26 protein-coding genes are annotated in these 26,236 nt (G+C 65.8%); 15 read left to right on the top strand and 11 right to left on the bottom strand.

The genetic code is table 11. The features are described 5' to 3' along the window. Nucleotides 1–82: 82 nt before the first annotated feature. Entirely contained in the window at nucleotides 83–994 is a 912-nt protein-coding gene (locus CAG31_RS16180) for a LysR family transcriptional regulator (RefSeq protein ID WP_085582849.1), read from the bottom strand. A 184-nt stretch (nucleotides 995–1,178) separates the two neighbouring features. Between CAG31_RS16180 and CAG31_RS16175 the strand changes: the two genes are divergently transcribed. From CAG31_RS16175 to CAG31_RS16135, 8 genes are all read left to right on the top strand, one after another. Further along, nucleotides 1,179–2,669 carry an aldehyde dehydrogenase family protein gene (locus CAG31_RS16175; protein WP_085582847.1) on the top strand — a complete coding sequence of 497 codons (1,491 nt, stop codon included), beginning with the start codon at nucleotides 1,179–1,181 and terminating at the stop codon, nucleotides 2,667–2,669. Between the two features lie 156 nt (nucleotides 2,670–2,825). Continuing rightward, nucleotides 2,826–4,109: an FAD-binding oxidoreductase gene (locus CAG31_RS16170; RefSeq protein ID WP_085582845.1), complete on the top strand. Its 1,284-nt coding sequence runs from the start codon at nucleotides 2,826–2,828 to the stop codon at nucleotides 4,107–4,109. Nucleotides 4,110–4,477: 368 nt separating this feature from the next. Then, nucleotides 4,478–5,611: a branched-chain amino acid ABC transporter substrate-binding protein gene (locus CAG31_RS16165; protein WP_085582843.1), complete on the top strand. Its 1,134-nt coding sequence runs from the start codon at nucleotides 4,478–4,480 to the stop codon at nucleotides 5,609–5,611. 240 nt (nucleotides 5,612–5,851) lie between these two features. After that, nucleotides 5,852–6,766: a branched-chain amino acid ABC transporter permease LivH gene (locus CAG31_RS16160; RefSeq protein WP_085582841.1), complete on the top strand. Its 915-nt coding sequence runs from the start codon at nucleotides 5,852–5,854 to the stop codon at nucleotides 6,764–6,766. Nucleotides 6,767–6,769: 3 nt separating this feature from the next. Beyond that, nucleotides 6,770–8,071, top strand: a complete 1,302-nt coding sequence (gene livM / locus CAG31_RS16155) for a high-affinity branched-chain amino acid ABC transporter permease LivM (protein WP_085582839.1) — start codon at nucleotides 6,770–6,772, stop codon at nucleotides 8,069–8,071. Then, nucleotides 8,068–8,940 (top strand): ATP-binding cassette domain-containing protein, encoded by an 873-nt coding sequence (locus CAG31_RS16150; protein WP_085582836.1) that lies wholly within the window; start codon nucleotides 8,068–8,070, stop codon nucleotides 8,938–8,940. The genes livM and CAG31_RS16150 overlap by 4 nt, the downstream gene beginning before the upstream one ends. Further along, a complete protein-coding gene (locus CAG31_RS16145; protein ID WP_085582834.1) occupies nucleotides 8,937–9,653 on the top strand; it encodes an ABC transporter ATP-binding protein in 717 nt (238 codons plus the stop codon). Before CAG31_RS16150 ends, CAG31_RS16145 begins: the two co-directional genes overlap by 4 nt. An 827-nt stretch (nucleotides 9,654–10,480) precedes the next feature. Then, nucleotides 10,481–11,245 carry an SDR family oxidoreductase gene (locus CAG31_RS16135; protein ID WP_085582832.1) on the top strand — a complete coding sequence of 255 codons (765 nt, stop codon included), beginning with the start codon at nucleotides 10,481–10,483 and terminating at the stop codon, nucleotides 11,243–11,245. A 105-nt stretch (nucleotides 11,246–11,350) separates the two neighbouring features. Here the strand turns inward: CAG31_RS16135 and CAG31_RS16130 are convergent, their stop codons facing one another. From CAG31_RS16130 to CAG31_RS16100, 7 genes are all read right to left on the bottom strand, one after another. Beyond that, nucleotides 11,351–12,484, bottom strand: coding sequence for an AGE family epimerase/isomerase (locus tag CAG31_RS16130; protein WP_085582830.1), 1,134 nt, complete (start codon nucleotides 12,482–12,484; stop codon nucleotides 11,351–11,353). Nucleotides 12,485–12,666: 182 nt separating this feature from the next. Further along, entirely contained in the window at nucleotides 12,667–13,239 is a 573-nt protein-coding gene (locus CAG31_RS16125) for a HupE/UreJ family protein (RefSeq protein WP_085582828.1), read from the bottom strand. Between the two features lie 27 nt (nucleotides 13,240–13,266). Beyond that, nucleotides 13,267–13,881, bottom strand: coding sequence for an urease accessory protein UreG (ureG, locus tag CAG31_RS16120; protein WP_085582826.1), 615 nt, complete (start codon nucleotides 13,879–13,881; stop codon nucleotides 13,267–13,269). A gap of 23 nt (nucleotides 13,882–13,904) precedes the next feature. Continuing rightward, nucleotides 13,905–14,579 carry an urease accessory protein UreF gene (locus CAG31_RS16115; protein WP_085582824.1) on the bottom strand — a complete coding sequence of 225 codons (675 nt, stop codon included), beginning with the start codon at nucleotides 14,577–14,579 and terminating at the stop codon, nucleotides 13,905–13,907. Continuing rightward, complete coding sequence (ureE, locus tag CAG31_RS16110) at nucleotides 14,576–15,076, bottom strand: urease accessory protein UreE (protein WP_085582821.1); 501 nt, start codon at nucleotides 15,074–15,076, stop codon at nucleotides 14,576–14,578. Before ureE ends, CAG31_RS16115 begins: the two co-directional genes overlap by 4 nt. 272 nt (nucleotides 15,077–15,348) lie before the next feature. After that, nucleotides 15,349–15,981 (bottom strand): TetR family transcriptional regulator, encoded by a 633-nt coding sequence (locus CAG31_RS16105; RefSeq protein WP_085582970.1) that lies wholly within the window; start codon nucleotides 15,979–15,981, stop codon nucleotides 15,349–15,351. Between the two features lie 170 nt (nucleotides 15,982–16,151). Then, complete coding sequence (locus CAG31_RS16100; protein WP_085582819.1) at nucleotides 16,152–16,700, bottom strand: hypothetical protein; 549 nt, start codon at nucleotides 16,698–16,700, stop codon at nucleotides 16,152–16,154. Nucleotides 16,701–17,055: 355 nt separating this feature from the next. Between CAG31_RS16100 and CAG31_RS16095 the strand changes: the two genes are divergently transcribed. Beyond that, a complete protein-coding gene (locus CAG31_RS16095; RefSeq protein WP_085582817.1) occupies nucleotides 17,056–19,134 on the top strand; it encodes an AsmA family protein in 2,079 nt (692 codons plus the stop codon). 151 nt (nucleotides 19,135–19,285) lie between these two features. Here the strand turns inward: CAG31_RS16095 and CAG31_RS16090 are convergent, their stop codons facing one another. Both CAG31_RS16090 and CAG31_RS16085 read right to left on the bottom strand, forming a co-directional pair. After that, a complete protein-coding gene (locus CAG31_RS16090; RefSeq protein ID WP_085582815.1) occupies nucleotides 19,286–19,816 on the bottom strand; it encodes a bacterioferritin in 531 nt (176 codons plus the stop codon). A gap of 101 nt (nucleotides 19,817–19,917) precedes the next feature. Beyond that, a complete protein-coding gene (locus CAG31_RS16085; RefSeq protein ID WP_170929979.1) occupies nucleotides 19,918–20,850 on the bottom strand; it encodes a LysR substrate-binding domain-containing protein in 933 nt (310 codons plus the stop codon). A 92-nt stretch (nucleotides 20,851–20,942) separates the two neighbouring features. On the opposite strand from CAG31_RS16085, the gene CAG31_RS16080 reads away from it, so the two are divergent. The 3 genes from CAG31_RS16080 (at nucleotide 20,943) to CAG31_RS16070 (ending at nucleotide 22,869) form a co-directional block, all read left to right on the top strand. Beyond that, nucleotides 20,943–21,581: an FMN-dependent NADH-azoreductase gene (locus tag CAG31_RS16080; protein WP_085582811.1), complete on the top strand. Its 639-nt coding sequence runs from the start codon at nucleotides 20,943–20,945 to the stop codon at nucleotides 21,579–21,581. Then, nucleotides 21,582–21,887: a multidrug efflux SMR transporter gene (locus CAG31_RS16075; RefSeq protein WP_085582809.1), complete on the top strand. Its 306-nt coding sequence runs from the start codon at nucleotides 21,582–21,584 to the stop codon at nucleotides 21,885–21,887. A gap of 91 nt (nucleotides 21,888–21,978) precedes the next feature. Next, complete coding sequence (locus tag CAG31_RS16070) at nucleotides 21,979–22,869, top strand: triacylglycerol lipase (RefSeq protein WP_085582807.1); 891 nt, start codon at nucleotides 21,979–21,981, stop codon at nucleotides 22,867–22,869. A gap of 14 nt (nucleotides 22,870–22,883) precedes the next feature. Here CAG31_RS16070 and CAG31_RS16065 read toward each other — a convergent pair whose 3' ends face one another. Further along, entirely contained in the window at nucleotides 22,884–23,771 is an 888-nt protein-coding gene (locus tag CAG31_RS16065) for a DMT family transporter (protein ID WP_085582805.1), read from the bottom strand. Between the two features lie 97 nt (nucleotides 23,772–23,868). Here CAG31_RS16065 and CAG31_RS16060 point away from each other — a divergent pair, with 97 nt between their 5' ends. The 3 genes from CAG31_RS16060 (at nucleotide 23,869) to CAG31_RS16050 (ending at nucleotide 26,232) form a co-directional block, all read left to right on the top strand. Next, nucleotides 23,869–24,663, top strand: a complete 795-nt coding sequence (locus CAG31_RS16060; protein WP_085582803.1) for a helix-turn-helix transcriptional regulator — start codon at nucleotides 23,869–23,871, stop codon at nucleotides 24,661–24,663. Between the two features lie 63 nt (nucleotides 24,664–24,726). Beyond that, nucleotides 24,727–25,032: a PsiF family protein gene (locus tag CAG31_RS16055; protein WP_011332224.1), complete on the top strand. Its 306-nt coding sequence runs from the start codon at nucleotides 24,727–24,729 to the stop codon at nucleotides 25,030–25,032. Nucleotides 25,033–25,218: 186 nt separating this feature from the next. Continuing rightward, nucleotides 25,219–26,232, top strand: coding sequence for an AI-2E family transporter (locus tag CAG31_RS16050; RefSeq protein ID WP_085582801.1), 1,014 nt, complete (start codon nucleotides 25,219–25,221; stop codon nucleotides 26,230–26,232). The last annotated feature ends 4 nt before the right edge of the window (nucleotides 26,233–26,236 follow it).

Genomic DNA, 26,236 nt, shown 5'->3' with positions numbered 1-26,236 from the left:
TCAATCGATGGCGCTAGTGGCGCACATCGGCGGCAGGAAACGCCAGCAAAATTTGCCGGGCGAGGCACGTTGCCGCGGCGGGTCAAGGCGCAAGCGGATCCGGGCTGTCGACCTGTTCCAGCATCCATTTCACGAAATCCCGCACCTTGGGCACTTCCGCCGCGTGCTCCGGGTAGGCCAGGTAGTAGGCGTCGGTGCTGGGCATCGCGTGGGGCCACGGGATGACCAGCTTGCCGTCGGCCAGCTCTTCCTCCACCAGGAACCTCGGCAGCAGCGCCACGCCGCAGCCGACCTGGGCGGCGCGGATGCACATATAGAAGGTTTCGAAGCGCGGGCCGTGGTAGCTGTGTTCGGTCTGGCGGCCCTGGCTGTCGAACCAGTCGTGCCAGGCCTGGGGGCGCGAGGCGTTCTGCAGCAGCACCAGGTCCGTCAGTTGCGTGGGGTCGGTGAACGGCGTGGCCGACAGGCTGCCCGGCGCGCACACCGGCACCAGCTCTTCGCCGAACAACTTCAGGCACTCGGTGCCGGGCCGCGAGCCCTGGCCGAAGTAGAACGCCAGGTCGCTGCGCCCTTGCAGCAGGTCGTCGGCCTCGTGTTCGTTGCACAGGTCCAGGTGGATCGACGGATGGCGCAGCCGCCAGCCCTTGAGGCGCGGCACCAGCCAGCGGGCGCCGAAGGTCGAGGGGGTGGACACCCGCAGGACTTCGGTCTCGCCGCCGTAGGAACGCAGGTAGTGGGTGGACATCTCCACCTGGGTGAGGATCTTGCGCACCTCCACCAGGTACAGGTCGCCGGCCGGGGTCATCTGCAGGCGCCGGCGCACCCGGCGGAACAGCAGGTGCTGCAGCAATTCCTCCAGTTGCGCCACCTGCTTGCTGACGGCGCTCTGGGTCAGGTTCAGTTCCTCGGCGGCCCGGGTGAAGCTCAGGTGCCGGGTCACGGCCTCGAAGCACTGCAGCGCGGTGATCGACGGCAGGTGGCGTTTGTTGAGCATGGGCAATCCTTTTTCTTGTGTTCTGGCCGGCATTCTCTGGCTGGCATGACGCAGCATGAATAAACGGAATGATATCTCGCGTAAAGGTCGTTTGTTGCACAGCCGCCCTGAGGCTACAACTAAAGGCCTGCACGGCCGCTTCAGCGCAGCCGCCCACATTCAGTTTCCGCTTGAGGAGTGACCCATGGTTGCCGCATTGCTTGATCGTCTTGGTGTGAACCCGGCCCTGTACCAGAACGGCAAAGTGCCGGTGCATTCGCCCATCGACGGCAGCCGCATCGCCGCCGTGAACTGGGAAGGCCCGGCCGAAGTCGAGCAGCACATCAGTCGCGCCGATCATGCGTTCGCGCTGTGGCGCCAGGTGCCGGCCCCGCGCCGCGGCGAGCTGGTGCGCCAGTTCGGCGAAGTGCTGCGCGCGCACAAGGCCGACCTCGGCGAGCTGGTGTCGTGGGAAGCCGGCAAGATCACCCAGGAAGGCCTGGGCGAAGTGCAGGAGATGATCGACATCTGCGACTTCGCCGTCGGCCTGTCGCGCCAGCTGTACGGCCTGACCATCGCGTCCGAGCGTCCGGGCCACCACATGCGCGAGACCTGGCATCCGCTGGGCGTGGTCGGGGTGATCAGCGCCTTCAACTTCCCGGTCGCGGTGTGGGCGTGGAACACCACGCTGGCGCTGGTCTGCGGCAACCCGGTGGTGTGGAAACCGTCGGAGAAGACCCCGCTCACCGCGCTGGCCTGCCAGGCACTGTTCGAGCGGGTGGCGAAGAACTTCAGCGACGCCCCGGCGCACCTGAGCCAGGTGGTGATCGGCGGCCGCGACGCCGGCGAAGCGCTGGTGGACGACCCGCGCGTGGCGCTGATCAGCGCCACCGGCAGCACCCGCATGGGCCGTGAAGTGGCGCCGAAGGTCGCGGCGCGGTTCGCCCGCAGCATCCTCGAACTGGGCGGCAACAACGCGATGATCCTCGGCCCGAGCGCCGACCTGGACATGGCCGTGCGCGCCATCCTGTTCAGCGCCGTCGGCACCGCCGGCCAGCGCTGCACCACCCTGCGCCGGCTGATCGCCCACGAATCGGTGAAAGAGGAAATCGTCACCCGCCTGAAGGCCGCGTATTCGAAGGTGCGCATCGGCCATCCGCTGGAAGGCAACCTGATCGGCCCGCTGATCGACAAGCACAGCTTCGACAACATGCAGGATGCGCTGGAGCAGGCCTTGAGCGAGGGCGGCCGGGTGTTCGGCGGTCAGCGCCAGTTGCAGGAGCAGTTCCCCAACGCCTACTACGTGTCGCCGGCCATCGTCGAAATGCCGGAGCAGAGCGACGTGGTGTGCAGCGAGACCTTCGCGCCGATCCTGTACGTGGTCGGCTACACGGATTTCGAAGAGGCCCTGCGCCTGAACAACGCCGTGCCGCAAGGCCTGTCGTCGTGCATCTTCACCACCGATGTGCGTGAGGCCGAGAAGTTCATGTCGGCGGTGGGCAGCGACTGCGGCATCGCCAACGTCAACATCGGCCCGAGCGGCGCGGAGATCGGCGGCGCGTTCGGCGGCGAGAAGGAGACCGGCGGCGGCCGCGAGTCGGGTTCCGACGCCTGGCGCGCCTACATGCGCCGCCAGACCAACACCGTGAACTATTCGCTGGAGCTGCCGCTGGCCCAGGGCATCACCTTCGACTGAACCGTCGGTGAGATGACGATCCCCTGTGGGAGCCGGCCTGCCGGCGACGGCGGCGGGTCAGTCGACATCAATGTTGGCTGATGTGCCGCTTTCGCCGGCAGGCTGGCTCCCACATTCTGGACAGTGTGTTTGTTGGGTTTCTGTTGGAGTCTGGCAATGCCGTTACGCGAAGAATGTCTGTGGGAAACCCTCACGCCGCAAAGGCCCGACAACGCGGCGCTCAAGGGTGAGGTCAAGGTCGATGTGTGCGTGGTCGGCGCCGGGTTCACCGGGTTGTCGGCGGCCCTGCACCTGCTGGAGAAGGGCAAGCGCGTCTGCGTGCTCGAAGCCCACCGCGCCGGCCATGGCGGCTCGGGGCGCAACGTCGGGCTGGTCAACGCCGGCATGTGGATCCCGCCGGACGAGATCGAGGCCGGCTTCGGCGAAGCGGTGGGCAGCCAGCTCAACCGCATGTTGGGGGCGGCGCCGGCGCTGGTGTTCAGCCTGGTGGACAAATACGCCATCGATTGCCAGCTGCGCCGCGAAGGCACCCTGCACATGGCGCACAACGCCCGGGGCGAGGCGGACCTGCGCAGCCGCGAGGAACAATGGAAGCGCCGGGGCGCGCCGGTGGAACTGCTCACCGGCCAGGCCTGCGAACGGGCCACCGGCACCCGCAAGATCGCCGCCGCGTTGCTCGACCGCCGCGCCGGCACGCTCAATCCGATGGGCTATGTCACGGGGCTGGCCAAGGCGGTTGCGGGCCTCGGAGGGCAGGTGTTCGACCATTCGCCGGTCGTCCGGCTGGAACGGCAAGGGCCGAAATGGTCGGTGCAGACCGAGCAAGGCTCGGTGCTGGCCGAGCAGGTGGTGATCGCCTCCAACGCCTACACCGAAGGCGACTGGACTGAGCTCAAGCGCAATTTCTTCCCCGGCTACTACTATCAGGTCGCTTCGGTGCCGCTGACCGAGGACGCCGCCCAGGAAATCCTGCCGGGCGGGCAGGGCTCGTGGGACACCCGCCAGGTGCTGAGCAGCATCCGCCGCGACAAGGACGGCCGGCTGCTGCTCGGCAGCCTGGGCAACGGCAACCAGAAGCCGGCGTGGTTCCTCAAGGCCTGGGCCGACCGGGTGCAGCGCCACTACTTCCCCAACCTCAAACCGGTGGAATGGGAATGCACCTGGACCGGGCGCATCGCCTTCACCCCCGATCACCTGATGCGCCTGTTCGAGCCGGCGCCCGGCATCGTGGCCGTCACCGGCTACAACGGCCGCGGCGTCACCACCGGCACCGTGGTCGGCAAGGCCTTCGCCGACTATCTGTGTAACGGAAATCCTCAGGCCCTGCCGATCCCCTTCGCACCGATGCAGCCTCTGGCGGGCGTGGGCCTGCGCAGTTGCCTGTACGAGGCCGGGTTCTCGCTGTATCACGCGGGCCAGTGCCTGCGCATCGTCATCTGAGTGTTGAAATTTGTTGCTCCACGCGGCGCTTTCCGGCGCAGCGACTAGCCTGTAATGGTGCGGGCCGTAGCAGTCCCGCACCAGCAGTGTGCAGTTCGGTGACGCGGGCTGTTACAGGTGGGTTGCACGTCGTTTGGCGCCGCGGTTGCAATGATGGCGCGCGAAGGTTGCGCCTCAAAAAAACCTTGGTTTCACCTTCCGCGGTTTAGACGGTTGCACGCCCAATGAAAATGGGAACGAAACAGTCGAAATAACAAGAAAGCAGCGACTTTTTGAAGAATAAAAAACCGATGGCACGGCCCTTGCTCTGAGCATTTCGTGAAGTGAAGTCGCAGTGCCAACTAAAAAAAACCTTGGAGCACCACCTCATGTCCCAGACGTTTTACAAGAAAGGCTTCCTGGCCCTCGCAGTGGCTGCTGCGCTGGGTGTCTCTGCGTTTGCACAAGCTGATGTGAAGATCGGTGTGGCGGGCCCGATGACCGGCGCCAACGCGGCATTCGGCGAGCAGTACATGAAGGGGGCACAGGCGGCGGCGGACGCGATCAACGCGGCGGGCGGCGTCAACGGGGAGAAGATCGTGCTGGTCAAGGGCGATGACGCGTGCGAGCCGAAGCAGGCCGTGACGGTCGCCAAGGACCTCACCAACCAGAAGGTCGCCGGCGTGGTCGGTCACTTCTGCTCCTCCTCCACCATCCCCGCTTCGGAGATCTACGACGAAGCCGGCATCATCGCGATCACTCCAGGCTCCACCAACCCGCAGGTCACCGAGCGCGGCCTGAGCGCCATGTTCCGCATGTGCGGCCGTGACGACCAGCAAGGCATCGTGGCCGGCGACTACATCGTCGACGTGCTCAAGGGCAAGAAGGTCGTCGTGCTGCACGACAAGGACACCTACGGCCAAGGCCTCGCCGACGCCACCAAGGCCCAGCTGGAGAAGCGCGGCGTGAAGCCGGTGCTGTACGAAGGCCTGACCCGCGGCGAAAAAGACTTCAGCGCCGTGGTCACCAAGATCCGCGCGGCCGGTGCCGACGTGGTCTACTTCGGCGGCCTGCATCCGGAAGCCGGCCCTCTGGTCAAGCAACTGCGCACCGAAGGCCTGAAGGACGTGAAGTTCATGTCCGACGACGGGATCGTGACCGACGAACTGGTGACCACCGCCGGCGGCCCGCAGTACGTCGACGGCGTGCTGATGACCTTCGGCGCCGACCCGCGCCTGCTGCCGGACAGCAAGACCGTCGTGGACGCCTTCCGCAAGGCCGGCACCGAGCCTGAGGGCTACACCCTGTACGCCTACGCCTCGGTCCAGACCCTGGCCGCCGCGTTCAACGGCGCCAAGTCCAACAGCGGCGAGAAGGCCGCCGAGTGGCTGAAGGCCAACCCGGTGAAGACCGTCATGGGCGAGAAGGCCTGGGACAAGAAGGGCGACCTGAAAGTGTCCGACTACGTGGTCTACCAGTGGGACGCGACCGGCAAATACCACCAGCTGGAAAAACAGAAATAAGCGTCGGCCCGACCGGCTGATCCGCGCAGATCCCGTGTGGGAGCGAGCCTGCTCGCGATGACGGACCGACAGGCGCCAACGGTGCCGAATGTGAGGCCGTCATCGCTGGCAGGCCAGATCCCACAGGGGGCGCGGGGGCTGACCGGTCGCGGCTGACCCTGCTCCGACGTAAATCTGTATTTTTCCTAGAAGAGCCGCGCGCCCTCGGGCGTGCAGGTTCTCACTGCGTGAGATTGCGTTATGGATGGTATTTTCCTGCAGCAACTGGTCAACGGCCTGACCCTCGGGTCGGTCTACGGCCTGATCGCCATCGGCTACACAATGGTCTACGGCATCATCGGCATGATCAACTTCGCCCACGGCGAGGTTTACATGATCTCCGCTTACCTCGCGGCGATCAGTCTGGCACTGCTGGCTTACTTCGGTATCGAATCCTTCCCGCTGCTGATGCTCGGCACCCTGGTCTTCACCATCGTGGTCACCGGGGTGTACGGCTGGGTCATCGAACGCATCGCCTACAAGCCCCTGCGCAACTCCACACGGCTGGCGCCCCTGATCAGCGCCATCGGCATTTCCCTGATCCTGCAGAACTACGCCCAGATCAGCCAGGGCGCCCGCCAGCAAGGCGTGCCCACGCTGCTCACCGGCGCTTGGCGGATCGACGTCGGCACCGGCTTCGTCCAGCTCACCTACACCAAGGTCTTCATCCTGGTGGCGGCGTTCATCGGCATGGGCCTGCTGACCTACGTGATCAAGTACACCAAGCTCGGCCGCATGTGCCGCGCCACCCAGCAAGACCGCAAGATGGCCTCGATCCTGGGGATCAACACCGACCGGGTGATTTCCTACGTGTTCATCATCGGTGCGGCGATGGCGGCCCTGGCCGGCGTGCTGATCACCATGAACTACGGCACCTTCGACTTCTACGCAGGCTTCGTCATCGGCATCAAGGCGTTCACCGCCGCCGTGCTCGGCGGGATCGGTTCGCTGCCTGGCGCGATGCTCGGCGGGATCATCCTGGGCATTTCCGAGTCGCTGTTCTCGGGCCTGGTCAACTCCGACTACAAGGACGTGTTCAGCTTCTCGCTGCTCGTGCTTGTCCTGGTCTTCCGGCCTCAGGGCCTGCTGGGCCGTCCTCTTGTGTCGAAGGTGTAAGCGATGTCTTCAACCACTGCCAAATCCATTGATGTGAAAAAGAGTGTGGTCGAGGCCATCCTGGCCGGCCTGATCGCCCTGATCGTGTTCGGCCCGATCGTCGGCGTCGTGCTCGACGGCTACAGCTTCAACCTGGAACCCACCCGCGTGGCGTGGATCATCGCCATCGTCATGGCCGGGCGCTTCGCCCTGAGCCTGTTCCTGCAGACGCCCAGGGGCCTGCGCATCCTCGACGGCTTCGAGAGCACCGGCTCCGGCGTGCACGTGCTGCCGCCGGACTACAAGTCGCGGCTGCGCTGGATCATCCCGCTGATGATCGTCGTCGCCGTGGCACTGCCGTTCTTCTCCAACTCCTACCTGCTGGGCGTGGTCATCCTCGGCCTGATCTACGTGCTGCTGGGGCTGGGGCTGAACATCGTGGTGGGCCTGGCCGGCTTGCTCGACCTGGGTTACGTGGCGTTCTACGCCATCGGCGCCTACGGCCTGGCGCTCGGCTACCAGTACCTGGGGCTGGGCTTCTGGACCGTGCTGCCGCTGGCGGCGATCACCGCCGGCCTCGCCGGGTGCATCCTCGGTTTCCCGGTGCTGCGCCTGCACGGCGACTACCTGGCGATCGTGACCCTGGGCTTCGGTGAGATCATCCGGCTGATCCTCAACAACTGGCTGTCCCTGACCGGCGGCCCGAACGGCATGCCGGCGCCGCTGCCGACCTTCTTCGGCCTGGAGTTCGGCAAGCGGGCGAAGGACGGCGGGGTGCCGTTCCACGAGTTCTTCGGCATCGCCTACAACCCGGACATCAAGTACTACTTCATCTACGCCGTGCTGTTCCTGGTGGTGCTGGCCGTGCTGTACATCAAGCACCGGCTGGTCAAGATGCCGGTGGGCCGCGCCTGGGAAGCTCTGCGCGAGGACGAGATCGCCTGCCGCTCGATGGGCCTGAACCACGTGCTGGTCAAGCTCTCGGCGTTCACCATCGGCGCCTCCACCGCCGGCCTGGCCGGGGTGTTCTTCGCCACGTACCAGGGCTTCGTCAACCCGACCTCGTTCACTTTCTTCGAGTCGGCGCTGATCCTCGCCATCGTGGTGCTGGGCGGCATGGGTTCGACCATCGGCGTGGTGATCGCCGCGTTCGTGCTCACCGTCGCCCCGGAACTGCTGCGCAGCTTCGCCGAATACCGCGTGCTGCTGTTCGGCATCCTGATGGTGTTGATGATGATCTGGCGACCTCGGGGGCTGATCCGCATCAGCCGCACCGGCGTCACCCCACGCAAAGGTGCCATTCACTATGAGAGGGCTGCGCCATGAGTGAAGTCGTGCTCTCTGTCGAGAAACTGATGATGCATTTCGGCGGCATCAAGGCGCTGAACGACGTCAGCCTGAAGGTCAAGCGCAATTCGATCTTCGCCCTGATCGGCCCCAACGGCGCCGGCAAGACCACCGTGTTCAACTGCCTGACCGGGTTCTACAAGGCCTCCGGCGGCAAGATCGAACTCAACGTGCGCGGGCGGCAGACCAACGTCATCCAATTGCTGGGCGAGTCGTTCAAGCCGACCGACTTCGTCTCGCCGAAGACCTTCGCCAGCCGCCTGTACTACAAGATGTTCGGCGGCACCCACCTGGTGAACCGCGCAGGCCTGGCCCGCACCTTCCAGAACATCCGCCTGTTCAAGGAGATGTCGGTGCTGGAGAACCTGCTGGTGGCCCAGCACATGTGGGTCAACCGCAACATGCTGTCCGGCATCCTCAACACCAAGGGCTACCGCAAGGCCGAGAGCGACGCGCTGGACTGCGCGTTCTACTGGCTCGAAGTGGTGGATCTGGTGGACTGCGCCAACCGCCTGGCCGGCGAGCTGTCCTACGGCCAGCAGCGCCGCCTGGAGATCGCCCGGGCCATGTGCACGCGGCCGCAGATCATCTGCCTCGACGAACCGGCCGCCGGCCTCAACCCTCAGGAAACCGAAGCGCTGAGCGCGATGATCCGGCTGCTGCGCGACGAGCACGATCTGACCGTGGTGCTGATCGAACACGACATGGGCATGGTGATGAGCATTTCCGACCACATTGTGGTGCTGGACCACGGCGTGGTGATCGCCGAGGGCGGCCCTGAAGACATCCGTCACGATCCGAAAGTGATTGCCGCCTACCTGGGCGCCGACGAAGAGGAAGTGGTATGAGCCGACCGATCCTCGAACTCAAGGACCTGAACGTGTACTACGGGCCGATCCAGGCCCTCAAGGGCGTTTCGCTGCACATCAACGAAGGGGAGACGGTCAGCCTGATCGGCTCCAACGGTGCCGGCAAGTCCACCCTGCTGATGTCGATCTTCGGCCAGCCCCGGGCGGAGTCCGGGCAGATCCTCTACCAGGGCGTGGACATCACCCACAAGTCGTCCCACTACATCGCCTCCAACGGCATCGCGCAGTCGCCGGAAGGGCGGCGGGTGTTCCCCGACATGACCGTCGAGGAAAACCTGCTGATGGGCACCATCCCGATCGGCGACAAGCATGCCAAGGAAGACATGCAGCGCATGTTCGAGCTGTTCCCGCGGCTCGAGGAGCGGCGCAGCCAGCGGGCCATGACCATGTCCGGCGGCGAGCAGCAGATGCTCGCCATCGCCCGCGCGCTGATGAGCCGGCCCAAGCTGTTGCTGCTCGACGAGCCGAGCCTGGGCCTGGCGCCGATCGTGGTGAAGCAGATCTTCGCCACCCTGCGCGAACTGGCGAAGACCGGCATGACCATCTTCCTGGTCGAGCAGAACGCCAACCACGCGTTGAAGCTGTCCGACCGGGCGTACGTGATGGTCAACGGCGAGATCCGCCTCAGCGGCACCGGCCAGGAACTGCTGGTGAACGAGGAGGTGCGCAACGCCTACCTGGGCGGGCACTGAGTTTTCCACAGCAAGACAGAGCCCCGGGTCGCAAGCCCCGGGGCTTTTTCATGCCCGGACGGTGCCTTGAACCCTGTGGGAGCGAGCCTGCTCGCGATGGCGGCGGCACATTCAACCTCGCAGGTCGCTGACGCGAGCAGGTTCGCTCCCGCAGTTGACTTTCGATGACGCCTCAATTGTGGAAAACCAAAATCCCAACCTCCCGAAGCGCGACATAAAGACGCTGCAAACGGCTGTTTTTGCACAGTTTTGACTTGTCCCCACCGGCTGTGGAACCGGCTGTGCATAACGTGGGAGTAGCTGGCTGAAAGCCTTTTAAACCGTGGCTTGCAGCTCGATGGGTGTTTTTTGATCAGCGATTTTTTGCTGGGGCGATGACCCGTTTGTCAACCTTTTTGTCAGCCCGGCAAAGGGCCCGTCGGGGTGTGCGCAAGCCTGTGGATAACTCTGTGGGCAATCTCTGGAAAGACGCCGCAGAGGGCCGTGGTTACTGGCCTCGCGCAATCATGGTGGTGACCGGGCGGTCGTGCAGGATGCCCGATGCGGCACAAGTGCTTGTCCAGGGTCAAGGGAAAAACTTTGCATTTGGCCCGCAAAGCCTTGTGCGGCGTGGCTTTGCGCCGGATCAGTTGCCCCCGGAAACTGTGGAAGGGATTGTGGATAACGTGCGGGCATCCGGCTACAGGCCACGACGGCTGGGGTGTTCAGGCTATTGAGCGTTTTTTGTACAGGGAGTGGAGGTTGCCCACAGGGTAAAGGCCGGGCATGCTGCCCGCTGATTGTCCATTCCAAGGGCCGCCCACGGCGGCCGAAGCAAGGAGAACACGATGTCCAACACCCTGTTTATCACCGGCGCGACCTCCGGTTTCGGCGAAGCCTGCGCCCGACGTTTTGCCGAGGCCGGCTGGAAACTGGTGCTGACCGGCCGTCGTGAAGAACGCCTCAAGGCCCTGTGCGCAGAGTTGTCGAAACAGACCGAAGTGCACGGCCTGGTGCTGGACGTGCGCGACCGCAAGGCCATGGAAGAGGCGATCGCCAACCTGCCGCCGTCCTTCGCCACTCTGCGCGGCCTGATCAACAACGCCGGGCTGGCGCTGGGCGTGGATCCGGCACCCAAGTGCGACCTCGACGACTGGGACACCATGGTCGACACCAACGTCAAAGGCCTGATGTACAGCACCCGGCTGCTGCTGCCGCGCCTGATCGCCCACGGCCGCGGCGCGGGCATCGTCAACCTCGGCTCCATCGCCGGCAACTACCCGTACCCGGGCAGCCATGTGTACGGCGCGACCAAGGCGTTCGTGAAGCAGTTTTCCCTGAACCTGCGCTGCGACCTGCAAGGCACCGGCGTGCGCGTGAGCAACATCGAGCCGGGCCTGTGCGAAAGCGAGTTCTCGCTGGTGCGCTTCGCCGGTGACCAGGCGCGCTACGACGCCACCTACGCCGGCGCCGAGCCGATCCAGCCGCAGGACATCGCCGAGACCATCTTCTGGGTGCTCAACGCGCCGGCGCACATCAACATCAACCGTCTGGAGCTGATGCCGGTGAGCCAGAGCTGGGCCGGGTTCGCCATCGAGCGCAACAAGGCTTAAGACCGCGCCATCGTTCTTCGCGAGCAGGCTCGCTCCCACATGAGGTCTTCGGTGTCGCGAAGATCCGGTGTGGGAGCGAGCCTGCTTGCGATAGAGGACTGAACGTCAGCGCAGATAGTCGGCCAGCCCGCGGTAGCAGGTCGCCAGGTGATACGGCGTGGTGGACGGCATGTCCTTGCGGCTGACGTCGCTGTCGGCGTCGCGGCACTCGTGCCAGCCGCCCTCATGCAGGAAGCGTTGCTGCAATGCCTGCAACTGGCGCAGCACCGCCGCTTCGCCGTCCGCCCGCAAGGTCAGCGCCCGCAGGTATTCGGCCTGGGCCCAGATGCGCTGGGTCGAGTCCTTCGCGGGACGTTCCGGCAGCGGATCCAGCATCGCCAGCACAGCGCCGGTGGCGGGTTCCACGCCGTGCCGTTCGGTGAACGCGAACGACTGTTCCAGCGCGCCATGCAGCTTCGAGCCACGCAGCAGCGGCGAAGAGGCGAGCAGGAAATACCACTCGAACTGATGCCCCGGCTCATACCAGTTATCCACAGCGCCCAGCGGCTTCTCCAGCAGCACACTCTGCTGCGGGTCGATGAAGCGCGCGTGCATGGCTGTGCACAACTCGGTCAGCGCCTGCCGCACGGCGGCGTCTTCACGCACGGCCAAGGTGGCGAGGAACGCTTCGGCCAGGTGCATCAGCGGGTTCTGCAGCGGGCCGGTCTCCAGGGTGATCCAGTCCGGTTCGAGGCAGGCTTCGTAGAGGCCGTCACCGGTGGCGAAGCGCCGGGCGATGATTTCCAGGGCGGCGTCGAGGGTCGATTCCACCAGCGGTTCGCGCACCTTGTCCCAGTAATGGGCGCAGGCGAACAGGATGAACGCGTGGGTGTAGAGGTCCTTGCGCCGATCCAGCGGTTTGCCCTGCGGGTCGATGCTGTAGAACCAGCCGCCGTGCTCGGCGTCGTGGAAGTGCCGCTGCAGCGAGCGGAACAGCGCCGCTGCACGGGCTTCGGCGCCCTCGACCTGGCCGATCAGGCCGGCGAACAGGTACAGCTGCCGTGCGCAGGCCATCGCCCGGTAGCGCTGCGGCGGCATTGGGTTGTGCGCGGCGTCCAGCGCCTCGAAGGGCAGCGCCAGGTCGGCGTTCCAGCCAGGGCCTTGCCAGAGCGGCACGATCACGTCGAGAAAGTGCTGTTGCACCTGACCGAACAGGGCGGTCAATTCAGGCAGGGAGGCGGAACGGGAAGCTTGCGGCATGGGCGGACGTCGTCACGGCTGGGGCGATTGCGCGACATGGTAGCAGAGAGCTCGGCCTGAGTTGCGCGGTGTCTGTCAGGCCGCCTTCGCCAGCAGGGCTGGCTCCCGCATGGGTTCAGCGCAAGCCCGAAACCTGTGGGAGCCAGCCCTGCTGGCGATGAGGCCCGATCCGGCCGCTAGGATCAACCCGCCAACAGCCACGCCCCGGTCGCCGCCGACGCCGCACCCGCCAGCCGCACCAGCGGCGCCGCGGCCTGAGGCAGCGCGCGCACCACGCCATAGCCCGCCGCATGCAGCGCCGCCGTCGCCACGACGAAGCCGGCGGCATACGCCCATGGGCTCGACATGTCCGGCAGTTCCAGCCCATGGGCCACGCCATGGAACAGGGCGAACAGCGCCGTCGCCGCCACCGCCATCACCAGCGGCGGACGCACCGCCAGCGCCACGGCCAGGCCGAGCGCCAGCACCGAGGCGGCGATGCCGCTTTCCAGCGCCGGCAGTTCCAGGCCTTCGAAGCCGAGCAGACCGCCGATCAGCATGGTGCCGACGAAGGTGCACGGCAGTGCCCAGCGGGCCGCGCCCCGTTGCTGGGCGGCCCACAGGCCGACGGCCAGCATCGCGAGCAAATGGTCGAGGCCCCCGATCGGGTGACTGATGCCGGCCACCAGGCCGCTGTCGCCGTGGCCCGGATGGGCGAAGGCCAGGGCCGGGGCGAGCAGCAGGGCTGCGGCAGCGAAAATGCGTTTGAGCGTCATGGATAAGCTTCCTTGTCGTTGAATGAATCAGGCCGCCGTCAGCAGCCCTTGGCGTTCGATGAAGGCGATGATCTCCTCAAGGCCCTGGCCGGTCTTCTGGTTGCTGAACACGAACGGCTTGCCGTTGCGCATCCGCTGGGTGTCGCTGTTCATCATCTCCAGCGAAGCGCCGACCAGCGGCGCCAGGTCGATCTTGTTGATCACCAGCAGGTCGGACTTGCAGATCCCGGGGCCGCCCTTGCGCGGCAGCTTGTCGCCGGCCGAGACGTCGATCACGTAAATAGTCAGGTCCGACAGCTCCGGGCTGAACGTGGCGGACAGGTTGTCGCCGCCGGATTCCACCAGGATCAGGTCCAGCCCCGGAAAGCGCCGGTTCAGCTGATCCACCGCTTCGAGGTTGATCGAGGCGTCCTCGCGGATCGCCGTGTGCGGGCAGCCGCCGGTCTCCACGCCGATGATGCGTTCCGGTGCCAGCGCCTGGTTGCGCACCAGGAAATCGGCGTCTTCGCGGGTATAGATGTCGTTGGTGACCACGGCCAGGTTGTAGCGCTCGCGCAGGGCCAGGCACAGGGCCAGGGTCAGGGCGGTCTTGCCGGAGCCGACCGGGCCGCCGATGCCGACGCGCAAAGGTTGTGTGTTCATGCGGTTCTCCAAATTGAAAGGCCCTAGGAACGGAACAGACGGCTGTACTGGCGCTCATGGGCCATGCACGCCAAGGACAGGCCGAACGCGGCGCTGCCGAGGCGTTCGGGGTCGATGCGGGTGGCGTCCTGCTGGGCCTGTTGCAGCAGCGGCAGCAGTTCGCTGGTCAGGCGCTGGGCGGCTTGCTGGCCCAGCGGCAGGGTTTTCATCAATACCGCCAGCTGGTTTTCCAGCCAGGCCCACAGCCACGCGGCGAGTGCGTCCTGGGGGCTGATCCGCCAGGCGCGGGCGGCCAAGGCCCAGCCCAGGGCCAGGTGCGGTTCGGCGCAGCGCTCGAGCACGATCCGGGCCGGGGCATCCAGCTCCGGCAGGCCGCTGAGCAATTGCTGCAGCGAATAGCCCATCTGCCGGCTCTCCAGGTGCAGCTCGCGAGTCTCGCGGCTGGCGCGGTGGGCGTCGCCAAGGTGCAGCAGGTCGTCCCAGCGTTCGTCGGCGGCGGCCTCGCAGTGGGCGAGCAGCAGCGGCGCCTCGAACCGGGCGAGGTTCAGCAGCAGTTGGTCGCCGATCCAGCGCCGGGCGCTGTCGGGGCTGCCGACACGGCCGTTGTCCACCGCCATTTCCAGCCCCTGGGAATAGCTGTAGCCGCCGATCGGCAACTGCGGGCTGGCCAGGCGCAGCAGCGCCCAGGCCGGGTTCACAGGCGCACGCCGAACTGGTGGAGTTTCGGCGCGTAGTTGAAGTCCGCGTCACCGTGGTGCGAATGGTGATGGCCGCCGCCGTAGGCGCCGTGCTCCGGCTGGAACGGCGCTTCGATGGCCTGGACCTGTGCGCCGAGCTGTTCGAGCATGGCCTTGAGCACGTAGTCGTCGAGCAGGCGCAGCCAGCCGTCGCCTACTTGCAGGGCGACATGACGGTTGCCCAGGTGATAGGCCGCGCGGGTCAGTTCGAAGGCGCTGGCGCAGGTGACGTGCAGCAGTTGTTCGGGGCGGGCGCAGACCCGCACGATCCTGCCGTCCTGGGCCTCCAGGCATTCGCCGTCGTGCAGCGGCGGCTGGCCGCGCTCCAGGAACAGCCCGACGTCCTCGCCGTCGGCACTGAAACAGCGCAGGCGGCTCTTGCTGCGGGCCTCGAAGGTCAGGTGCAGCTCGGCGGCCCAGGCGGGCTGAGGGGCGATTCGGCGATGGATCACCAGCATTGGAGCGCTTCCGGCAGTGGACAATGCTCAGGCTAGAGCAAGGGGCTTGCCAATCGGCCGAGGCGTAGGAAAACCCTGTCGGAGCGTAGTGGATGTTTCAAGATGTTGCAGAAATGTGAGGCGTTTTGGTGCGTGAAGTTTTTTACATGCACCAAATGAAGGCCGTGATGCCGCGTTTTTGGAGGCAACTGTATTGATCCGGGCTACGGCGTCATGGCGGGCGCCATTGCCAGCAGGTTGGCTCCCAGAGCAGAAGGGCGGAGCGGCGGGGATTATTCGGTGCTGCCCAGGCCTTGCCAGTGCTTGAGGCCGATGAAGATGAAGCGCAGCTGCTGGGTGATCTTCGCCTGCGGCGTCAGGTGTTCCGGCAAGGCGTCGGCCGGCGGGTCGATGATGTCCGGGAGGGTGGCGAACACCGATTTGACGATCAGGTCGGCCATCACGCTCAGCGCCGCGGCGTTGAGGTGCTGGAGCTTGGGCATCAGCGAAAGGTCCGCCGCCAGGTCCGAGCTGATGCCTTCGCGCAGGCGGCCGATGGCCTGACGCACCGGCAGCGATCCGCCGTACTGCTCGCGGGCCAGGAACAGGAACTGCGAACGGTTGGCGCTGACCACGTCGAGGAAGATGCGCACCGACGCATCGATGATGCCGCCCATGACGAATTCGTTGTGGCGCACCAGGCGGATGGTCTCACGGAAGGTCTGGCCGACTTCGCGCACCAGTTCCAGGCCCAGTTCGTCCATGTCGGCGAAATGCCGGTAGAAACCGGTGGGCACGATCCCGGCGGTTTTCGTGACTTCGCGCAGGCTCAGGCTGCCGAATCCTCGGCCGCTTTCCATCAGGTGGCGGGCAGCGTCCATCAGGGCGTTGCGGGTCTGTTGTTTCTGTTCGGCGCGGGGCAGCATCAAAGGTGGGTTCTGGGCAGGACAAGCGCCGCACTCTAGCAAATCGGCTTTGCCGGCGTCGAACGATGGCGGGGATGTTGCGCAGGAAGGGGCAGGGACTTGGGTGCCTGGGGCCGAAAAGTCAAAAGCCCGATCGGTTGATCGGGCTTTTTTTCCGGGCCGTCATGGGCTCAGCTCAGCGCGGCGTTGCGTTCGATCACACGGTCACCACCGCCTTCGGCGAGGGTCTGGCCTTGTGGGGTGCGGTCGGAACCGTCAGCCGCCAGGGTCTGGCCTTGTGGAGTGCGGTCGGAGCCGTCAGCTGCGAGGGTCTGGCCTTGTGGGGTGCGGTCGGAACCGTCAGCTGCCAGGGTCTGGCCTTGTGGAGTGCGGTCGGAACCGTCGGCTGCCAGGGTTTGACCTTGTGGGGTACGGTCGGAGCCGTCCTGAACCAGGCCTTTCTCTTCCAGACGGTCGCGGCCGCCTTCTGCGACGAACTGGCCTTGAGGGGTCTTGTCGTAGCCGTCTTGCACCAGGCCTTTCTCTTCCAGGCGGTTACGGCCGTTTTCTGCCAGGGTCTGGCCTTGCGGGGTGCGGTCGGAGCCGTCGGCGGCCACGGTCTGGCTGAACACCGAATGGCTGGCCTTGGCTTGCGGAGTGGCTTGGTCGGCGGCCGGCAGGGCGAAAGCGGTGCTGGCCAGCATGGACAGGGTAAGGCTGAAGAGTAATTGGCGTTTCATGATGGGTTGCTCCTTGGGAGGGCGATAAAGTGGGTACGAGGGCAATGCTACTCTCGATAAGTCGATATAAAAGTTCATAAACACAATGGTAATAATCAACAGAATTGATTGTTCGGCCGGGAGGCTCTAGCCCGGGCCTTTCAGCCGATCGGTTTTGCACCGCGGTGGGTATTTTCCACCCACTCTTGCCTCGCAAAAGTGCGGGGGCGGTAACGCTTCCTCGACCGATCGGTCAGGATCGGCGCGTTTTTTCCGCCGCCGACAGCCTTTCGATTAAACCTGCGTCCGGTTTGCCAGTCGTAGATTCCATGTAGGGCCTCTTGTGGCCCGCCGCCGTCTTCAGGAGCTTTGTGCAATGACGCGCACCCAAAAGATCGTTACTTGGACCTTCGCCACCCTTGCCTTGCTGCTGGCGGTGTTGGTTCTGATCATCGTGTTTTTCGACTGGAACCGGATCAAGCCGCCGCTCAACGCCAAGGTCTCGGAGGAACTGCACCGTACGTTCGCCATCAACGGCGATCTGTCGGTGGTCTGGCGGCGCGAGCCGGACGAGGGCGGCTGGCGCGCCTGGGTGCCGTGGCCGCACGTGGTGGCCGAGGACCTGAGCCTGGGCAACCCGGACTGGTCGAAGCAGCCGCAGATGGTCACCCTCAAGCGCGTCGAGCTGCGCCTATCGCCGTTGGCGTTGCTGGCGCAGCGGGTGGTGATCCCGCGCATCGACCTGACCCAGCCCGAAGCCCAATTGCAGCGGCTGGCCGACGGCCGCGCCAACTGGACATTCACGTTCGATCCGAAGGATCCGGACGCCGAACCGTCGAACTGGGTGGTGGACATCGGCGCCATCGGTTTCGACAAGGGCCACGTCACCCTCGACGACCAATACTTGAAGACCCGGCTGGATGTGCTGATCGATCCGCTGGGCAAGCCGATCCCGTTCAGCGACATCGTCGGCGAAAAAGCGGCGAAGACCGCCCAGGACAAGGGCGCCGCGCCGCAGGACTACGCGTTCGGCCTGAAAGTCACCGGCCAGTACCACGGCCAGGCGCTCGCCGGGCAAGGCAAGATCGGCGGACTGCTGGCCCTGCAGGACGCCGCCAAGCCGTTCCCGCTGCAGGCCCAGGCGAAGATCGGCGAAACCAGCGTCGAGCTGGCGGGCACCCTCACCGACCCGCTCAACCTCGGCGCCCTGGACCTGCGGCTGAAACTGGCCGGCACCAGCCTCGGCAACCTTTACCCGCTGACCGGCGTGACCCTGCCGGACACCCCGCCCTATGCCACCGACGGCCACCTCATCGCCAAGCTGCACGAGCCCGGCGGCGCGCAGTTCCGCTATGAGCAGTTCAACGGCAAGATCGGCAGCAGCGACATCCACGGCGACCTGGCCTACGTCGCCAGCCAGCCGCGTCCCAAGCTCAGCGGCGCGCTGCTGTCCAATCAACTGCTGTTCAGCGACCTGGCGCCGCTGATCGGCGCCGACTCCAACGCCAAGCAAAAGGCCCGGGGCGGCGAGAGCAAGCAGCCGGCGGACAAGGTGCTGCCGGTCGAGGAATTCAAGACCGAACGCTGGCGCGACATGGACGCGGACGTCGAATTCACCGGCAAGCGCATCGTCCACAGCGAGAAACTGCCGTTCAGCGACCTCTACACCCACCTCAAGCTCAACGACGGCGAACTGAGCCTGGAACCGCTGCGCTTCGGCGTGGCCGGCGGCAACCTGGACGCGCAGATCCGCCTCAACGGGCGCAGCGAGCCGCTGGAGGGCCGGGCCAAGCTGACGGCGCGCAAGTTCAAGCTCAAGCAGCTGTTCCCGACCTTCGAGCCGATGAAGACCAGCTTCGGCGAACTCAACGGCGACGCTGACCTCAGCGGCCGCGGCAACTCGGTGGCCAAGCTCTTGGGCGGCGCCAACGGCAACCTGAAGATGCTGATCAACGACGGCGCCATCAGCCGCGAACTGATGGAGCTGGCGGGACTCAACGTCGGCAACTATGTGGTCGGCAAGGTGTTCGGCGACAAGGAAGTGAAGATCAACTGCGCGGCGGCGGACTTCGACATCAAGACCGGCCTGGCCACCACGCGGCTGTTTGTGTTCGACACCGAGAACGCCATCGTCTACATCGACGGCACGGCGAACATGGCCACCGAGCAATTGGACCTGACCGTCACGCCGGAGTCGAAGGGTTGGCGCTTGATCTCGCTGCGTTCGCCGCTGTACGTGCGAGGCAAGTTCATCAAGCCGGACGCCGGGGTCAAGGCCGTGCCGTTGATGCTGCGCGGGGCGGGGATGGTGGCGCTGGGCGTGATCGCGGCGCCGGCGGCGGGCCTGCTGGCGCTGGTGGCGCCCAGCGGCGGGGAGCCGAACCAGTGCGCGCCGTTGCTGGAGCAGATGAAGGCGGGCAAGGCGCCTGTCACCGTCAAGCCCACCAAGCCGTAGGGCCTGCAGCTCAAAACTGTAGGAGCCAGCCTGCTGGCGATGACGTCAGCAAGCGCGGCGCATAGCCAGGCAAAACAGTGGCTTGCGGTGCTGCGAGTGACGCCGTCGCCAGCAGGCTGGCTCCTACAGGTCTTCGGGTGCGGTGCTGGCGCTACAGGTCTTTCAGGATGTCGGCCATGTCATCGGCATGTTCTTCTTCCTGGGCCAGGATGTCTTCGAAGAGGCGCCGGGTGGTGGGGTCTTTCTCGCCCAGGTACTGGATGATTTCGCGGTAGCTGTCGATGGCGATCCGCTCGGCCACAAGGTCCTCGTAGACCATTTCCTTGAGGGTCTTGCCGGCCACGTACTGGGCGTGGGACAGCTTCGACAGCAGGTCGGGGTTGAATTCCGGCTCGCCGCCCAACTGCACGATGCGTTCGGCCAAGCGGTCGGCGTGGGCGGCTTCCTGGGTGGCGTGTTCGAGGAATTCGTCGGCGGCCACATTGGCCTTCAGGCCGTTGGCCATGAAGTAATGGCGCTTGTAGCGCAACACGCAGACCAGTTCGGTGGCCAGCGATTCGTTGAGCAGGCGCAGCACTTCCTGGCGGTCGGCGCTGTAGGTTTCGGTGACGGCGCCGTTTTCCACATGTTGCCGTGCGCGTTCGCGCAGGGTTTGCACATCCGATAAATGCAGGTCGCTCATGTCGGTCTCCTGGAGGCTAATCCGTTTGTGCGCCGCGTTCTGCCGACGCGGTCGCTTCCCAGGTTGTGAGTGTCGGGCGAGGCAAAAAGTTTTATCGGATTTCAGCGCGGCAGGTGTCCCGACAATCGGGCCTCCTCCTGCAGCCAGGCGAAGAATGCCTTCACCGGCGGATGCCGCTCGCGCCCCGGCACGCACAGGGCGCTGTAGCCGGCGCCGTCGACCTGCACGGTGCCCTTGTACGGCACCAGCAGGCCGCCGGCGACGCTCTCCGACACCAGGATGTTGCTCGCCAGCACCAGCCCCTGCCCGGCGATGGCGGCTTGCAGGGCGTAATGCTCTTCGTCGTATTCGCGGATCGCCGGCTGCTGCTTCAGCCAGTTTTCGCCGGACATCGCGCACCAGGCCTCCCAGCCATGGGCGTACAGCTTCGAGTTGTGCCAGCGCACGCTGATCAGCGCGGGGGTGCGCCGGGCGGCCAGCGCCACCTGCTCGGGCGAACCGTACACCCCGAACGACTCGTCGAACAGGCACAGGCCGTACAGGTTCGGGTAGTCGTCCAGGCTGTAGCGCAGCACCAGGTCGACGCTGGCGTCCTGGTGCAGGTCGATCACTTCGCAGTGAGTGTCCAGGCGCACGTTGATGTTCGGGTGGCGGGCATAGAAGCGGCCCAGGCGCGGCACCAGCCACAGCGCGGCGAACGCGGCGGTGGTGGACAGCGTCAGGCTGCTGCCGCTGCGCTGCGGGCGCAGGGTGTCGACGCTCTGCGCCACCTCCAGCAGGGCGCCGTGGAGGCTGCGGAACAGTCGCTCGCCGCCTTCGGTCAGGCGCACCTGGCGCGGCAGGCGCTCGAACAGGGCGACGCCCAGCCAGTCCTCCAGGGAACGGATCTGGTGCGAGATCGCCGTGGGCGTCACCGCCAGCTCTTCGGCGGCGGCCTTGAAGCTCAGCAGGCGCGAGGCGGATTCGAACGCGCGCAGGGCGGTCAACGGCAACGAGGCGAACATGGGAACACTCCATGGATGAAATGGATTCATCCAGACTGATTTTTGCTCATTTGAAGAGAGGCGGCTGCGAACCTCAAGCTGCAAGCCACAAGCAGTTCGATTCTAGTCCGGAGGATATACAGATGAGCAAAATTCTTGCGATCCATGCCAGCCCACGGGGCGAGCGTTCCCATTCGCGGCGCTTGGCAGAGGGGTTTCTCAGTGCCTGGCAGGCGCGCCACCCGCAGGCCCAGGTGACCCGCCGCGAAGTCGGCCGGGCGCTGATCCCGGCGGTCAACGAGGCGTTCGTCGCGGCGGCGTTCTATCCGGAGCCCGAGGCGCGGCCGTTGACGATGCAGGCGGACCTTGCGCTCAGCGACCAACTGGTCGGCGAGCTGTTCGACCATGACCTGCTGCTGATCTCCACGCCCATGTACAACTTCAACGTGCCCAGCGGCCTCAAGGCCTGGGTCGACCAGATCGTGCGGCTGGGCCTGACCTTCGACCACACGCTGGACAACGGCATCGCCCAGTACACGCCGCTGCTGCAAGGCAAGAAAGCGCTGATCGTCACCACCCGCGGCGGCTTCGGCTTCGGCCCGGGCGGCGAGCTGGAGGCCCTGAACCACGCCGATCCGTGGCTGCGCACAGCGCTGGGCTTCATCGGCATCAACGACGTCACGGTGGTGGCGGCCGAGGGCGAGGAATCCGCCGAACGCACCTTCGCGGTGTCGGTGGCCGAGGCCGAGCAGCGCCTGCTCGGCCTGGCCCGGGCGTTCTAGGTGGCCTGGCTATTGTTGTCGGTCGCGGCGGCGTTCGAGGTCACGTTCGCCATGGGCATGAAGTACGCCGACGGCTTCACCCGTTTGTGGCCGTCGCTGATCACGGTGGCTGCGGCGGTGGGCGGGGTGTATTTCCTGACGCTGGCGATGCGCGAGCTGCCGGTGAGCGTCGCCTACCCGGTCTGGACGGCCATCGGGTCGCTGGGCACGGTGCTGCTCGGGGTCGTGCTGCTGGGCGAGAGCCTGACCCTGGTCAAGCTGCTGTCGGTGGGGCTGATTGTGGCGGGGGTGGCGGGGCTGAAGTAGGCTGCCGGTTGAGTTGTCATCTTCGGCGCGGATGCTGGGCGGGCGTTTTGCTGGCCCCGCATCCCCTCAACCTTCACAAGGAAGTCCGCCCATGTCGCAAGCCTCGGCCACCCGATATCCCCTGGTGCTGGTGCCGGGCATGCTCGGGTTCATTCGCCTGGTGCTGTACCCGTACTGGTACGGGATCGTGTCTGCGCTGCGCCGGGGCGGCGCCACGGTGATCGCCGTGCAGGTGTCGCCGCTCAACTCCACCGAAGTGCGCGGCGAGCAGTTGCTGGCGCGGATCGACGAGATCCTGCGCGACACCGGCGCCGAGAAGGTCAATCTGATCGGCCACAGCCAGGGTTCGCTGACCGCCCGCTACGCGGCGGCCAAACGGCCGGACCGGGTGGCGTCGGTGACGTCCGTGGCCGGGCCCAACCATGGTTCGGAGCTGGCGGACTACCTCGAACGCCACTACCCGGCGGACAGCGCCCGGGGCCGACTGCTGGAGGTGCTGCTGCGGTTCGTCGGCTGGTTGATGGGTGTGCTGGAGACCGGCTACCGCGGGCCGAAGCTGCCGGTGGACATCCACGCGTCGCACCAGTCGCTCACGACCGAGGGCGTGGCGCTGTTCAACCGGAGTTATCCACAGGGGCTGCCCGAAACCTGGGGCGGGCAGGGGCCGGAGGTCGTCGACGGCGTGCGCTACTATTCCTGGTCCGGCACCTTGCAGCCGGGCAAGACCGACCGGGGCGGCAACCTGTTCGACGGCACCCACCGCAGCTGCCGGCTGTTCGCCAAAACCTTCGTGCGCGAGGCCGGGCAGTGCGACGGCATGGTCGGGCGTTGCAGCTCGCACCTGGGCACGGTGATCGGCGACGACTACCCGATGGATCACTTCGACATCGTCAACCAGTCGCTGGGGCTGGTGGGCAAGGGCGCGGATCCGGTGCGGCTGTTCGTCGAGCATGCGGCGCGCCTGAAGGCCGCCGGGCTCTGATGTGTGGTGAGGGATCAGGCCAGGCTCGCCCTGCTGCCGATCACGGTGGTCCAGCGCTCGGAGAGAATCACCCCGCCCAGCGTCAGCAGCCCGCCCACCAGGTGGTACATCGCCAGTTGCTCCTTGAGCACCACTGCGGCGATCAGGGCCGTGATCAACGGCAGCAGGTTGAAGAACAGGGTCGTGCGGCTCGGGCCCAGGCGCTGCACGGCCTGCATCCAAGCAAGCGGCGCGAGCATCGAGGCCAGCAGGCACGCGTACAGCACCAGCGGCAGGTTGTGCAGGGTCAGGCCGGTCTTCGGCGAGGCGGCGTACAGCGGAAACAGCACCACCACCGCCACCAGCACTTGCAGGTACAGCAGCACCAGCGGCGGCAGGCGCAGCTGCCACTTCTTCAGCAAGGTGCTGTAGACCGCGTAGGCGAGGGTGGCGACCAGCATCATCGCGTCGCCCAGGTTCACGCCGTGCTGCAGCAGGGCGCCGAGGCTGCCCGACGACACCACCACCAGCACGCCGGCGAACGACAGCACCGCACCCACCAGCGCCCCGGCGGTCAGGCGCTGGCCGAGGCTGGCGATGGCCATGGCCAGCGACATCAGCGGCATCAGCGACAGGATGATGCCCATGTTGGTGGCGCTGGTCATCGTCGCGGCGAAGTAGGCCAGGCTCTGGTAGACCGCCATGCCCAGCACGCCGAGCACGAAGATCTTGCCCAGGTTCGGGCGGATCTGCGGCCAGTGGGCGATCACGCCCTTGAGCATGAAAGGCGTGAAGAACAGCCCGGCCAGCAGCCAGCGGTAGAAGCCGATCTCGGCGGGGAAGATCGCACCGACCGCGAGCTTGTTGACCACGGTGTTGCCGGCCCAGATGAAGATCGCCAGCAGGGGAAACGCGTATTGCATGGGGAAAAACCGAAACGTTGAAGGATGGCCAATTATCCTCTGTCCGGATCCAGCCCTATACTGCGAACCGGACAACCTGCCCCTGATGACGGACAGCATGAGCAGCAAACACATCGACCTGCTGGATTTCAGCGAACTGCCGTCGGCGGTGTACTTCCGTTACGCCGACTTCAACGCCCACGAATACGCCGCGCCGCACCGCCACCCTTGGGGCACGCTGGAGTACGCGGCCCATGGCGTGCTGCACATGGACGTCGACGGCAGCCGCTTCATGTCTCCGCCGCAGTACGCGGTGTGGGTGCCGCCGCAGGTCGAGCACAGTTTCTACAGCCATCAGCCGGTCAACTACCGGGCGGTGTGCCTGGCCCCTTCGGTGTGCGCCGACCTGCCGGCGCGGGCCTGCACCCTGGCGATCAGCGACATCCTCAAGGCGATCCTCAAGGACTTCGCCGCCCGCGACGTGAAGATCCCCGACCTCGACGCCGACCGGCGCCTGGCCCAGGTGCTGGTGGACCAGTTGCGCCAGGCGCCGGTGCACGAGTGCTACCTGCCCTACGCCAGCAGCCCGGGCTTGCTGGCGATCCTCGACGCGCTGCAGGCCGAGCCCGGCAACAACCAGACCCTGGCGCACTGGGCGCAGCAGGTGCATGTGAGCGAGCGCACCCTGGCGCGGCAGTTCGTGCGCGAATTGGGGATGAGTTTCGGCGAATGGCGCCAGCGCCTGCGTTACCTGGCGGCCATCGAAGCGCTGGAGAGCCCGCGCAGCGTGCAGGAAATCGCCTTCGACCTCGGCTACAGCAGCGGCTCGGCGTTCATCGCCATGTTCGCCCGCCAGGCCGGGTGCACGCCGGAGCAGTACCGGCGTAGCCACCTGGACGGCAGGAAGGTGTAACAAGCTTTGACTACACTGCCGGAGAGGCCGCACCCGTCGGTGCGGCGACCAGGAGAAAACTCCATGAAGATGTTGCGTGTCCCTTTGCTGATGATCGGCCTGCTGCTGTGCTCCCAAGGGTTCGCCGCCACGGCGCAACAGAACAAGATGACCACTTGCAACGCCGACGCCACGGCCAAGAGCCTCAAGGGCGACGAGCGCAAGGCCTTCATGAGCACCTGCCTGAAAGCGGCGCCGGCGGCCAACGACGCCAAGGCCCTGACCCCGCAGCAGCAGAAGATGAAGACCTGCAACGCCGATGCGGCGACCAAGGCCCTGACCGGCGATGCGCGCAAGACCTTCATGAGCGATTGCCTGAAGAAAAAATGATCGGCTGAGGCTTGCGGCGGGCGTGCGGACTTAATCGGATCGCCGCCCGTGGCAAGGAGAACGCAGAGGCTGGCATCCAACCGCCCCCTGTGGGAACCAGCCTGCTGGCGATGTGCATATCCCTAGTGCTCACCCCGGATCGCTGGCAGACTGCCAATCCTTTTACGCCGTTCGTTTTGAGGCTGTATGCCAACGTTTTCTGAGCGTCATGTCGTGTTGTGGGCCAGTTGGATCATCATTTTCGGCGGGTTGCTGCTGGTGTTGCCGTTGCGTCTGCTGCCCAGCCTGCTGGCCGGGCTGCTGGTGTTCGAACTGGTCAACATGCTTACCCCGCAACTGCAGCGGCTGATCGAAGGCCGGCGCGCCCGCTGGCTGGCGGTGGCGCTGCTCGGCACGCTGGTGGTGAGCGTGCTGGCGCTGATCTTCGCCGGCGCCATCAGTTTCCTGCTGCATGAGGCGGAGAACCCCGGCGCTTCCCTCGACAAGTTCATGGGCGTGGTCGACCGCGCGCGGGGCCAGTTGCCGCCCTTCGTCGACGCCTACCTGCCGGCCAGCGCCGCTGAGTTCCGGGTGGCCATCGGCGAGTGGATGAGCAAGCACCTGGCCGATCTGCAACTGGTGGGCAAGGACGCGGCGCACATGTTCGTGACCTTGCTGATCGGCATGGTGCTCGGCGCGATCATCGCCCTGCAGCGGGTGCCGGACGTCACCAAGCGCAAGCCGCTGGCAGCCGCGCTGTTCGACCGCCTGCACCTGCTGGTCCAGGCGTTTCGCAACATCGTCTTCGCGCAGATCAAGATTTCCCTGCTCAACACCTTCTTCACCGGGATCTTCCTGGCGGTGATCCTGCCGCTGTTCGGCATCAAGTTGCCGCTGACCAAGACCCTGATCGTGCTGACCTTCCTGCTCGGCCTGCTGCCGGTGATCGGCAACCTGATGTCGAACACCCTGATCACTATCGTCGGCCTGTCGCTGTCGATCTGGGTGGCGATCGCGGCGCTGGGCTACCTGATCTTCATCCACAAGCTGGAATACTTCCTCAACGCGCGCATCGTCGGCGGGCAGATCAGCGCCAAGTCCTGGGAACTGCTGCTGGCGATGCTGGTGTTCGAGGCGGCGTTCGGCTTGCCGGGGGTGGTGGCGGGGCCGATCTACTATGCGTACCTGAAGAGCGAGCTGAAGCTCGCGGGGATGGTCTGACCGG

The sequence above is a fragment of the Pseudomonas sp. R25(2017) genome (genome assembly GCF_002112565.1).
GTDB classification, from domain to species: domain Bacteria; phylum Pseudomonadota; class Gammaproteobacteria; order Pseudomonadales; family Pseudomonadaceae; genus Aquipseudomonas; species Aquipseudomonas ekonensis.
This window is presented reverse-complemented; position numbering and strand designations above follow the sequence as displayed.

Excerpts from the sequence above, each read along its gene's own strand:
- CAG31_RS16180 (WP_085582849.1), bottom strand. The coding sequence starts at position 994 with ATGCTCAACAAACGCCACCTGCCGTCGATCACCGCGCTGCAGTGCTTC.
- CAG31_RS16175 (WP_085582847.1), top strand. The coding sequence starts at position 1,179 with ATGGTTGCCGCATTGCTTGATCGTCTTGGTGTGAACCCGGCCCTGTAC.
- CAG31_RS16170 (WP_085582845.1), top strand. The coding sequence starts at position 2,826 with ATGCCGTTACGCGAAGAATGTCTGTGGGAAACCCTCACGCCGCAAAGG.
- CAG31_RS16165 (WP_085582843.1), top strand. The coding sequence starts at position 4,478 with ATGTCCCAGACGTTTTACAAGAAAGGCTTCCTGGCCCTCGCAGTGGCT.
- CAG31_RS16160 (WP_085582841.1), top strand. The coding sequence starts at position 5,852 with ATGGATGGTATTTTCCTGCAGCAACTGGTCAACGGCCTGACCCTCGGG.
- livM (WP_085582839.1), top strand. The coding sequence starts at position 6,770 with ATGTCTTCAACCACTGCCAAATCCATTGATGTGAAAAAGAGTGTGGTC.
- CAG31_RS16150 (WP_085582836.1), top strand. The coding sequence starts at position 8,068 with ATGAGTGAAGTCGTGCTCTCTGTCGAGAAACTGATGATGCATTTCGGC.
- CAG31_RS16145 (WP_085582834.1), top strand. The coding sequence starts at position 8,937 with ATGAGCCGACCGATCCTCGAACTCAAGGACCTGAACGTGTACTACGGG.
- CAG31_RS16135 (WP_085582832.1), top strand. The coding sequence starts at position 10,481 with ATGTCCAACACCCTGTTTATCACCGGCGCGACCTCCGGTTTCGGCGAA.
- CAG31_RS16130 (WP_085582830.1), bottom strand. The coding sequence starts at position 12,484 with ATGCCGCAAGCTTCCCGTTCCGCCTCCCTGCCTGAATTGACCGCCCTG.
- CAG31_RS16125 (WP_085582828.1), bottom strand. The coding sequence starts at position 13,239 with ATGACGCTCAAACGCATTTTCGCTGCCGCAGCCCTGCTGCTCGCCCCG.
- ureG (WP_085582826.1), bottom strand. The coding sequence starts at position 13,881 with ATGAACACACAACCTTTGCGCGTCGGCATCGGCGGCCCGGTCGGCTCC.
- ureE (WP_085582821.1), bottom strand. The coding sequence starts at position 15,076 with ATGCTGGTGATCCATCGCCGAATCGCCCCTCAGCCCGCCTGGGCCGCC.
- CAG31_RS16105 (WP_085582970.1), bottom strand. The coding sequence starts at position 15,981 with ATGCTGCCCCGCGCCGAACAGAAACAACAGACCCGCAACGCCCTGATG.
- CAG31_RS16100 (WP_085582819.1), bottom strand. The coding sequence starts at position 16,700 with ATGAAACGCCAATTACTCTTCAGCCTTACCCTGTCCATGCTGGCCAGC.
- CAG31_RS16095 (WP_085582817.1), top strand. The coding sequence starts at position 17,056 with ATGACGCGCACCCAAAAGATCGTTACTTGGACCTTCGCCACCCTTGCC.
- CAG31_RS16090 (WP_085582815.1), bottom strand. The coding sequence starts at position 19,816 with ATGAGCGACCTGCATTTATCGGATGTGCAAACCCTGCGCGAACGCGCA.
- CAG31_RS16085 (WP_170929979.1), bottom strand. The coding sequence starts at position 20,850 with ATGAATCCATTTCATCCATGGAGTGTTCCCATGTTCGCCTCGTTGCCG.
- CAG31_RS16080 (WP_085582811.1), top strand. The coding sequence starts at position 20,943 with ATGAGCAAAATTCTTGCGATCCATGCCAGCCCACGGGGCGAGCGTTCC.
- CAG31_RS16070 (WP_085582807.1), top strand. The coding sequence starts at position 21,979 with ATGTCGCAAGCCTCGGCCACCCGATATCCCCTGGTGCTGGTGCCGGGC.
- CAG31_RS16065 (WP_085582805.1), bottom strand. The coding sequence starts at position 23,771 with ATGCAATACGCGTTTCCCCTGCTGGCGATCTTCATCTGGGCCGGCAAC.
- CAG31_RS16060 (WP_085582803.1), top strand. The coding sequence starts at position 23,869 with ATGAGCAGCAAACACATCGACCTGCTGGATTTCAGCGAACTGCCGTCG.
- CAG31_RS16055 (WP_011332224.1), top strand. The coding sequence starts at position 24,727 with ATGAAGATGTTGCGTGTCCCTTTGCTGATGATCGGCCTGCTGCTGTGC.
- CAG31_RS16050 (WP_085582801.1), top strand. The coding sequence starts at position 25,219 with ATGCCAACGTTTTCTGAGCGTCATGTCGTGTTGTGGGCCAGTTGGATC.